6 protein-coding genes are annotated in these 9,768 nt (G+C 64.9%); 4 read left to right on the forward strand and 2 right to left on the reverse strand.

Annotated features, from left to right (window positions below; translation table 11 throughout):
- Positions 1-363: cation transporter dimerization domain-containing protein (locus KBA32_RS14780; RefSeq protein WP_294360433.1), on the forward strand; the 363-nt coding region annotated here is incomplete at its 5' end.
- Between the two features lie 71 nt (positions 364-434).
- Here the strand turns inward: KBA32_RS14780 and KBA32_RS14785 are convergent.
- Positions 435-1,634 carry an NYN domain-containing protein gene (locus KBA32_RS14785; RefSeq protein WP_367113788.1) on the reverse strand — a complete coding sequence of 400 codons (1,200 nt, stop codon included), beginning with the start codon at positions 1,632-1,634 and terminating at the stop codon, positions 435-437.
- Between the two features lie 140 nt (positions 1,635-1,774).
- Here KBA32_RS14785 and KBA32_RS14790 point away from each other — a divergent pair, with 140 nt between their 5' ends.
- Positions 1,775-4,540 (forward strand): EAL domain-containing protein, encoded by a 2,766-nt coding sequence (locus KBA32_RS14790; RefSeq protein WP_294360437.1) that lies wholly within the window; start codon positions 1,775-1,777, stop codon positions 4,538-4,540.
- On the opposite strand, the gene KBA32_RS14795 is transcribed toward KBA32_RS14790, so the two are convergent.
- Positions 4,521-5,177 (reverse strand): TetR family transcriptional regulator, encoded by a 657-nt coding sequence (locus tag KBA32_RS14795; RefSeq protein WP_294360440.1) that lies wholly within the window; start codon positions 5,175-5,177, stop codon positions 4,521-4,523. The two genes, KBA32_RS14790 and KBA32_RS14795, sit on opposite strands and share 20 nt — an antisense overlap.
- Positions 5,178-5,363: 186 nt before the next feature.
- Between KBA32_RS14795 and KBA32_RS14800 the strand changes: the two genes are divergently transcribed.
- Positions 5,364-6,596 carry an efflux RND transporter periplasmic adaptor subunit gene (locus KBA32_RS14800; RefSeq protein WP_294360443.1) on the forward strand — a complete coding sequence of 411 codons (1,233 nt, stop codon included), beginning with the start codon at positions 5,364-5,366 and terminating at the stop codon, positions 6,594-6,596.
- Between the two features lie 12 nt (positions 6,597-6,608).
- A complete protein-coding gene (locus KBA32_RS14805; RefSeq protein ID WP_294360446.1) occupies positions 6,609-9,761 on the forward strand; it encodes an efflux RND transporter permease subunit in 3,153 nt (1,050 codons plus the stop codon).
- The last annotated feature ends 7 nt before the right edge of the window (positions 9,762-9,768 follow it).

The raw sequence follows: 9,768 nt of genomic DNA on the forward strand, positions 1-9,768 counted from the left end.
ATCGCGCTCCTCGTCGCCGCCAACATCGTATGGATCGGCTATCAGCTGATGCGACGCTCGGCCGACGGTCTGATGGATCGCGCCGTACCTGCCGAAGACCTGCAAAAGATCGAGAGGCTGCTCGCCGACTACCGCCAGAAAGGGCTCGAATTTCACGCCCTGCGCACGCGGCAGGCTGGCAGCCGCGCCTTCGTCACCCTGCACGTGCTGGTCCCCGGCCACTGGTCCGTGCAGGAGGGGCACGACTGGGCCGGACGCATCGAAGCCGATATCCGCAAGGCACTTGAACACGCCGACGTCACGACCCACCTCGAACCGATTGGCGACCCGATCGAGACGGAGGGCCCGGACGCCGCGGCGTAGGGCGCCGGAATATCAGTCTTCGCGCAGCGAAGCTGCGCTCCTACCCGTGCATTTCTCGCCCGCGGGCCTTTTCACTGGCCGGCGGCCTCTGCCGGCGCTTTCGGCTTGCGCGGGCGACGGCTGCGCGCTGCCGGCTTCTTTTCCGGACGAGCTTCGGCCGCCGGCTCGGCGGCCGTCTGCTCATTCACTGAATCCACGGCGGAAAGATTCGGCTCGGCGTCGACCGGCGCAGTCGTCGTACTCTCAACCGCCGGCGCCTTCGCCTGTGCCGAAGCGCTGCGCTTGCTGCCGCCGCGGCCGCGCCGCTTGGCCTCGGTCGGCACACTCACAGCCTCGCTGGCCGGAACGGCAGACACATCGGCGCCGGCCGCGTCGCTCACAATCCCGGACGATTCCTCGACAGGCGCCGGTTCCACCAGAGCGACCTCGGCCGCTGCCGGCGCCTCGCCGCGCCCCGCCGACAGGCTGCGCGCAACGAAGGCGCCTGACTTTTCGTCGCGCCCGACTTCGAGCAAGCCGCGCGCCTGCGCCTCGTCGAGCAGGTTGCCGAAGACGCGGAAGCCGTAATAGCTCTCGTTGAAATCGGGCTTGCGCCGCTTGATCGCGTTCTTCAGCATCGACGCCCAGATCTTGCCGCCGTCGCCGCGTTCAGTAACGAGCGCTTCGTAGGTCGACACGGCGAGCTCGACCGCTTCGCTCTTGCGCGCGTCCATCTCCTCCTTGCGCCGCTTGTCCTCTTCCGGCGAGCGCTTTGCCGCGGGCTTGGGGTCGCGACGCGCAGCCGTGCGCTGGATCTCGCGCACCAGATCGTCGTAAAAGATGAATTCGTCGCAGTTGGCGATCAGAAGATCCGAGGTCGAATGCTTGACGCCGACGCCGATCACGTACTTGTCGTTCTCGCGCAGCTTGGAGACGAGCGGCGAAAAGTCCGAGTCGCCGCTGACGATGACGAAGGTATTGACGTGCGACTTGGTGTAGCACAGGTCGAGCGCATCGACGACAAGGCGGATGTCGGCTGAGTTCTTGCCCGACTGGCGCACGTGCGGGATCTCGATCAACTCGAAGTTGGCCTCGTGCATCGCCGCCTTGAAGCCCTTGTAGCGATCCCAGTCGCAATAGGCCTTCTTGAGCACGATACTGCCCTTGAGCAGCAGGCGTTCGAGCACCAGTTTGATATCGAACTTCTCGTAGTTCGCATCGCGCACACCGAGCGCAACGTTCTCGAAGTCGCAGAACATCGCCATGCTGACGGTGTCGGGAAGTGCGGCCATGGCGTTCTCCAGTGGAATAATTCGGCGAAGTATACTCCGCGCCCGCATTCGTATTGGTGTCGCACAGGCCGTGCTATATAGTACGCAGACTCCAGTATGTAGCGCCGATGAAGCCCGTCGTTCGAACGCGCCCGATCTTCATGCCTCTCTCCCCCTTTTCCCTTAAACGCCTGTCGGCGCTCACCACCGGCCGCAATACCAGCCGCCTGAGCATCGTCATCGTCATCGCGCTGTGCGCCGGCCTGCTGTTGCCGGCGCTGATCGGCGGCATGGCGCTGACCAGCCTGCGCCAGGCGCAGATCGACAAGGAGATGGAAAGCCACCTGCAGGACAAGCTGACGCTGCTGGTCAAGAGCCTCGCCGACCCGGTGTGGAACATCGACACGGCGGGCACCGCGACGATTGCCGAATCCGCCCTGCTCGATCCGAGCGTCGTTCGCGTGACCATCCGCGACCCGGCGAACAGCCTCATCCTGCAGGTCGAGCGCCCCGATCGCCGCAGCGGCACCTCGCGCAGCGCGTCGTTGCCAATCGTCGCCAACGACACGGCGATCGGCAGCCTCGAAGTCGAAACCGACGATGGCTTGCGGCAACGCGAATTCCAGGCCGACCGGCGCGCCTACTACCTGCTCATCGTCGGCATGTTCGCCACCTCGCTGACGCTGATCGTCATCTCCCTGCGCAAGCGGGTGCTGCGCCCGCTGCGCCGCCTGATGGACTTTTCCAACCAGCTGTCCGAAGGCGACCTCGAGCACCCGATCGACTGGAGCCAGCCGGACGAGATCGGCCGCCTCGCAGCGCAGCTCGACCGCATGCGCGCTCGCCTCAAGGATTCCTTCGCGGAGCAGCAAGCCATCCTCAACAACGTCCAGGTCGGCGTCATCTTCGCGCGCGACCGGATCATCCAGCTCGCCAATCGCCACGCCGAGGCGATCTTCGGCTACGGCCCCGGCGAGATGAACGGGCAGCTGTCTCGCATCCTCTACCTTTCCGAAGCGCAGTTCATCGAAGTCGGCGCCCGTGCCTACCAGGCCGTCGCTACGACAAGCGGCAGTTACGAGGAAGAGCTGCGCCTGCAGCGCCGCGACGGGACGACCTTCTGGGCGCTACTGCGCGGTTGCGCGCTTGATCCGGCCAAGCCGCAGGGCGGCAGCATCTGGGTCTTTGAGGACATCACCGAAAAGCGGCACGCTGCCGACCAATTGCGGCTGGCCGCCACCGTCTTCGAAAACACAGCCGACGCGGTGATGATCACCGACGCCGAACACAACATCGTCGCGATCAATCGCAGCTTCCAGCTCATCACCGGCTACACCGAAGACGAGGCGCTCGGCAGGGGCGCCGAACTGATCAAGCCGATGATCGACGGCAAGGACGCCTACGCAGCCATCGTGCATGACCTGGAAACGCAGCGCCATTGGCAGGGCGAGGTCTGGAACCGCCGCAAGAACGGCGAGCTCTTCCCGGTCGAAATCACCATAACCGCCGTCGTCGGCCGCTCAGGTGCCGTCGAGCGCCACGTCGGTGTTTTCAACGACGTCACCTTCCGCAAGGCCGCTGAGGAGGAAATCCGCAAGCTCGCTTTCTACGACGCACTGACGCGCCTGCCCAACCGGCGCCTGATGCTCGACCGGCTCGGCCGTGCGCTGACCAGCAGTGCCCGGCATCACCGCCACGGCGCCCTGATGCTGATCGACCTCGACAACTTCAAGACGCTCAACGACACGCTCGGGCATGACGTCGGCGATCAGCTCCTGATCGAAGTCGCCAGCCGGCTGCAGAACTGCATCCGCAAGGGCGACACCGTCGCGCGCATGGGCGGCGACGAGTTCGTCGTCATCCTCGAAGACCTCGACGCCTCCGGCCTGGCAGCGATGCAGGCCGAGAGCATCGCGCGCAAGATCCAGAACCAGCTCAACGAACCTTATCTGCTCAACCTTGCGGTCTCCGGCGAAACGGCGACCACGGGCAGCCACCGCTGCACGTCGAGTACCGGCATTGCACTGTTCATCGACAATTCGGTCAGTGTCGACGAGTTGATGAAACGCGCCGACACCGCGATGTACCAGGCCAAGGCCGCCGGACGCAACACGCTGCGCTTCTTCGACCCGGACATGCAGGCGGCCGTCACCGCGCGCGCCGCACTCGAGATCGACCTTCGCCGCGCGATCGAGGAACAGCAGTTCGTTCTCCACTTCCAGCCGCAGCTCGACGCCGACGACCGGGTCATCGGCGGCGAAGCGCTACTGCGTTGGCAGCACCCGATACGCGGACTGGTCGGACCGAACGAGTTCATCCGGGCCGCCGAGGAAACGGGGCTCATCATCCCGATCGGTCAGTGGGTACTGGACACCATCTGTCAGCAACTCGCCGTATGGAGCGCAACGCCTGCGTTGGCGCAACTCTCGATTGCGCTTAACGTCAGCGCCCGCCAGTTCCACAACGCCGATTTCATCTTCCACGTCATCGCCGCGCTGGAAGGCAGCGGCGCCAATCCGCAGCGGCTCAAGCTGGAACTCACCGAGAGCCTGCTGCTCGACGACATCGAAGACGTGATCGAGAAGATGAACATGCTCAAGGAGCTTGGCACCGGCTTCTCGCTTGATGACTTCGGCACCGGCTACTCTTCGCTCTCCTACCTCAAGCGCCTGCCGCTCGACCAACTGAAGATCGACCAGTCCTTCGTGCGCGACGTGCTGACCGACGCCAACGACGCGAGCATCGCGCGCACCGTCGTCGTCCTCGCCCAGAACCTCGGTTTGTCGGTGATCGCCGAAGGCGTGGAAACCGAGGGCCAGCGCGCCTTCCTGATCGCGAACGGTTGCCGTGCGTTCCAGGGATATCTGTTCAGCCGGCCGCTGCCGCTTGCCGACTTCGAGGCTTACGTCAGGTTGCGGAGCTCCTGAACGTCGGTGGTACGACGTTCAGCCCGGCGAGATAGGCGTCAAGAACCGCCGGCGCGTAACCGGCGAGCGGGAAGGTGCTCTTCTCCAGCGTGAAGTTCACGACCAGGCCGTCGATCAGCGCAACCATGCCCATCGCGGCGATGCGCGGATCAAGACTGGCCGGCAGGAAGCCGCGCTCCTGCGCCAGGCGGAAACTCTCGACAGCCATTTCGAGGTGGCGATTGCCACACTCGAGGTGATTGTCGCGGATCGTCGCCATCTCGCCGACGTACTCGCACTTGTGCCAGGAGATCTCGATCAGCCGGAAGTAGCGCGGATCGCTGACGACACGGCCGATGAAATCGAGCGACATGGTCCGTATGTGTTCGAGCGGATTGAGTGCGCTGTTCCGGCGCAACTCCTCATGCAAGGACACGAAGCGCTCTTCGAGTGGCGCGAAGACACGCTCGAACAGGGCGTCGAAAACGTCGGACTTGTTGGCGAAGTGCCAGTAGATCGCGCCGCGCGTGACACCGGCGGCCGCGGCGATCTCCGCCAGCGAGGTATGGCTGACGCCGCGTTCCTGGAAGACGCGCTCCGCCGCATCGAGGATCGCATGGCGCGTATCCTGAGCTTCTTCCTTCGTTTTCCTGACCATCGACTTCTCCCTCTCCCGCACGCACGCAGCGCACGGCCAATCGCAAGACGGCCGCTATTTTAACCGGGAACGACATACATACACTCAAGAATGTATGTAAAATACCCGGCGATTCGCATTGAAGCACTGCAACCTCGCAGCCCTGCGCTGCTCTCACACAGACTCATCCCGCCAGGAGATCTCCTTATGACGCGCCGTATCGAACCGTTCAGCGCCATTCCGCATCGCCCATCGCTCGCCGTCACGCTGATGGCCATCGCCGCCACCCTGATCGCATCCGCCTGCGGCCAATCCAACGCGCCGGCCGGCATGGCGCAGGGCGCGGGAACACCGCCCGAAGTCGGCGTTTTCACCGTCGAGACGCAAACCGTGCCGGTGACCAGCGAACTCTCCGGCCGCACCGTCGCCAACGTGATCGCCGAGATTCGCCCGCAGATCGGCGGCATCGTGCAGAAGCGCCTGTTCCGCGAGGGCAGCGACGTGAAGGCCGGCGAACTGCTCTACCAGATCGACCCCGCGCTCTATCAGGCGAGCTTCGACAGTGCTAGCGCCACGCTGGCGAAGGCCGAAGCCAACGTCGCGACGGTGCGTCTGAAGGCGCAGCGTTACCAGGAATTGATCGCCGACAAGGCGGTCAGCCAGCAGGCGGCCGACGACGCGAAGGCCGCACTGCTCCAGGCCGAGGCCGACGTTGCCGCAGCCAAGGCCGCGGTCGAGGCGGCGCGCATCAACCTCGCCTACACGCGTATCGTTTCGCCGATTGCCGGACGCATCAGCAAGTCGGCGGTAACGCAGGGGGCGCTGCTCACGGCCAACCAGGCGACGCCGCTGGCGACGGTGCAACAGCTTGATCCGATCAACGTCGACGTAACGCAGACGAGCACCGAAATCCTGCAGATGAAGCGCGCGATGGAAGACGGCAAGATCAAGGGCTCCGGCGACGGCCAGGCCAAGGTCAAACTGATCCTCGACAACGGCGAGGTCTATCCGCTCGAAGGCAAGCTCGCCTTCTCGGAAGCCACCGTCGACGCCGGGACCGGCTCGATCACCCTGCGCGCCGTATTCCCCAACCCCAAGCGCGACCTCTTGCCCGGCATGTACGTGCGCGCCGTCATCGAACAGGGCGTGCGCGAGAACTCGATCGTCGTACCCCAGCAGGGCGTCACGCACGACCCGCAGGGCAACGCTGTCGGCATGGTGGTGAACGCCGAAGGCAAAGTGGAGCCACGACCGCTCAAGACCGAGCGCGCGATCGGGAACAAGTGGCTGGTCACGAGCGGCCTGCAGGCCGGCGACAAGCTGATCGTCGAGGGCTTGCAGAAGGCGCGCCCAGGCTCGCCGGTCACCGCCGTACCGGCCGGCGCGAAGGCTCCGGCACCGCAAGCCGCCGCTGACAAAGCCCCCGCCGAAAAGAAGTAAGGAGAACAATCCATGGCTCGTTTCTTTATCGATCGCCCCATCTTTGCGTGGGTGATCGCCATCGTCATCATGCTGGCCGGTGCGCTGTCCATCCGCACGTTGCCAGTCTCGCAGTATCCGGCGATCGCGCCGCCCCAGATCGTCATCAACGCCACCTACCCGGGCGCCTCGGCGCAGACGCTCGAGGATTCCGTGACGCAGGTCATCGAACAGAAGATGACCGGCCTCGACAACCTGCTCTACATGTCGTCGGCCAGCGATTCCTACGGCAGCGCGTCGGTAACGCTGACCTTCGACGCCGGCACCAACCCGGACATCGCGCAGGTGCAGGTGCAGAACAAGCTGCAACTGGCGCTGCCGTCGCTGCCGCAGATCGTGCAGACGCAGGGCGTGCAGGTCGCCAAGTCGTCGCGCAACTTCCTGATGCTGGTCGCACTGATTTCTGAGAAAGGCGACAAGACACAGACCGACCTCACCGACTATCTCGTCGCCAACATGCAGGACCCGCTGAGCCGGGTTCCCGGCGTCGGTGAGGCGCAGGTGTTCGGCGCGCAGTACGCGATGCGCATCTGGCTCGACCCGGCCAAGCTCGTTAGTTACAAGCTGACCACGGCCGACGTGCGCTCGGCGATCCAGGCGCAGAACACGCAGGTCACGGCCGGCCAGCTCGGCGGCACGCCGGCAGTCGCCGGGCAGCAGTTGAACGCGACGATCTCGGCGCTCGGTCGTCTGCAGACCAAGGAGCAGTTCGGCGAAATCCTGCTCAAGACCAACACCAACGGCGGCAAGGTCTATCTGCGCGACGTCGCGCGCCTCGAACTCGGCGCCGAATCTTACGGCATGGTCGGCCGCTACAACGGCAAGCCGGCCGCCGGTATCGCCATCCGTCTCGCCTCCGGTGCCAACGCGCTGGCCACCGCGCAGGGCGTGAAGGACAAGGTCGAGGAGCTGTCGAAGTACTTCCCCGACGGCGTCTCCTACGTCGTCCCGTACGACACGACGCCCTTCGTCAAGATCTCGATCGAGGAAGTCGTCCACACGCTGATCGAAGCCGTCATCCTCGTCTTCCTCGTGATGTGGCTGTTCCTGCAGAACTTCCGCGCGACGCTGATCCCGACCATCGCCGTACCGGTCGTGCTGCTCGGCACCTTCGGCGTGCTCTCGGTGTTCGGCTACTCGATCAACACCCTGACCATGTTCGCCACCGTGCTCGCCATCGGCCTGCTCGTTGACGACGCCATCGTCGTCGTCGAGAACGTCGAGCGTGTGATGAGCGAGGAAGGCCTGTCGCCGAAGGAAGCGACCAAGAAGTCGATGGACCAGATCGTCGGCGCGCTGATCGGTATCGCGCTGGTGCTCTCCGCGGTGTTTGTGCCGATGGCCTTCTTCGGCGGCTCGACCGGCGTCATCTACCGCCAGTTCTCGATCACCATCGTCTCGGCGATGGTGCTCTCGGTGCTGGTCGCCATGATCCTGACGCCGGCGCTGTGCGCGACGCTGCTGAAGCCAATCCACAAGGGCGAACACTTCAGCGAAAACTGGTTCTTCCGCGGCTTCAACAAGATCTTCGACCGCAGCCAGACCGGTTATGAATCGCGCGTCGGCAGCATGCTCGGCAAGCGCATGCGCTACGTCGTCATCTACCTCCTGATCGTCGTTGGCATGGCCGTACTCTTCGTGCGCATGCCGACCTCCTTCCTGCCGGATGAAGACCAGGGCGTGCTGTTCTCGCAAGTGCAGCTGCCGGCCGGCGCGACGCTGGAGCGCACGCTGAAGGTGCTTGATGACGTTGAGCACCACTTCCTCGAAGGCGAGAAGGACGCCGTGCGCTCGATCTTCACCGTCGCCGGCTTCAGCTTCGGCGGCAGCGGCCAGAACATGGGCATCGGCTTCGTCATGCTCAAGGACTGGGAGGAGCGCAACCGGCCCGACCTCAAGGTGAAAGCCGTCGCCGGACGGGCGATGGGCGCCTTCTCGAAGATCCGCGACGCGATGGTCTTTGCTTTCGCGCCGCCGGCCGTCATCGAGCTCGGCAACGCCACCGGCTTCGACGTGCAGATCCAGGACCGCGGCGCGGTCGGGCATGAAGCGCTGGTCGCCGCACGCAACCAGTTCCTCGGCATGGCCTCGCAGGACAAGCGCCTCGTCGCCGTGCGCCCGAATGGCCAGGACGACATGCCCGAGTACAAGCTCGACATCGACCAGGCCAAGGCCAACGCGCTCGGCATTTCGATGGCCGACGTCAACGACATGCTCTCAACCGCCTGGGGCAGCAGCTACGTCAACGACTTCATCGATCGCGGCCGCGTGAAGAAGGTCTACCTGCAGGGCGACGCGCCATCGCGCATGCTGCCGGAAGACCTCAACAAATGGCACGTGCGTAACAGCAGCGGCGAGATGGTGCCATTCTCGGCCTTCGCCTCGGCGCATTGGTCGTATGGCTCACCACGCCTGGAACGCTACAACGGTTCGTCGTCGGTCGAAATCATGGGCCAGGGCGCGCCGGGCGTGAGCACGGGCGACGCGATGGCCGCGGTCGAGGAGATCGCCGCCAAGCTGCCGCCGGGCATCGGTATCGAATGGACGGGCGTCTCGTTCGAGGAAAAGCGTACCGGCGCGCAGGCGCCGGCGCTCTACGCCATCTCGCTGCTCGTCGTCTTCCTCAGCCTTGCCGCGCTGTACGAGAGCTGGTCGGTGCCGTTCGCCGTCATGCTCATCGTGCCGCTCGGCGTCGTCGGCGCGCTGCTCGCCGCCACCGGACGCGGGCTGACCAACGACGTGTACTTCCAGGTCGGCCTGTTGACCACCGTCGGCCTGTCGGCGAAGAACGCGATCCTGATCGTCGAATTCGCCCAGGCGCAGCTCGACCACGGCCTCGGCCTGTTCGAGGCGACGCTGTCGGCGGCGAAGATGCGCCTGCGCCCGATCCTGATGACCTCGCTCGCCTTCGGCCTCGGCGTGCTGCCGCTGGCCACCAGCACCGGCGCCGGTTCGGGCAGCCAGAACGCAATCGGCACCGGCGTGCTCGGCGGCATGATCTCGGCCACCGTGCTCGGCATCTTCTTCGTGCCGGTGTTCTTCGTCGTCATCCGCAAGATCTTCAAGGGCTCGCGTCCAGGCTCGGACGCCGCCGCAAGTGATACCTCATTGCCGGAGAACCTCTAACATGACT

Source organism: Propionivibrio sp. (assembly GCF_017995515.1).
Taxonomy (GTDB): Bacteria; Pseudomonadota; Gammaproteobacteria; order Burkholderiales; family Rhodocyclaceae; genus Propionivibrio.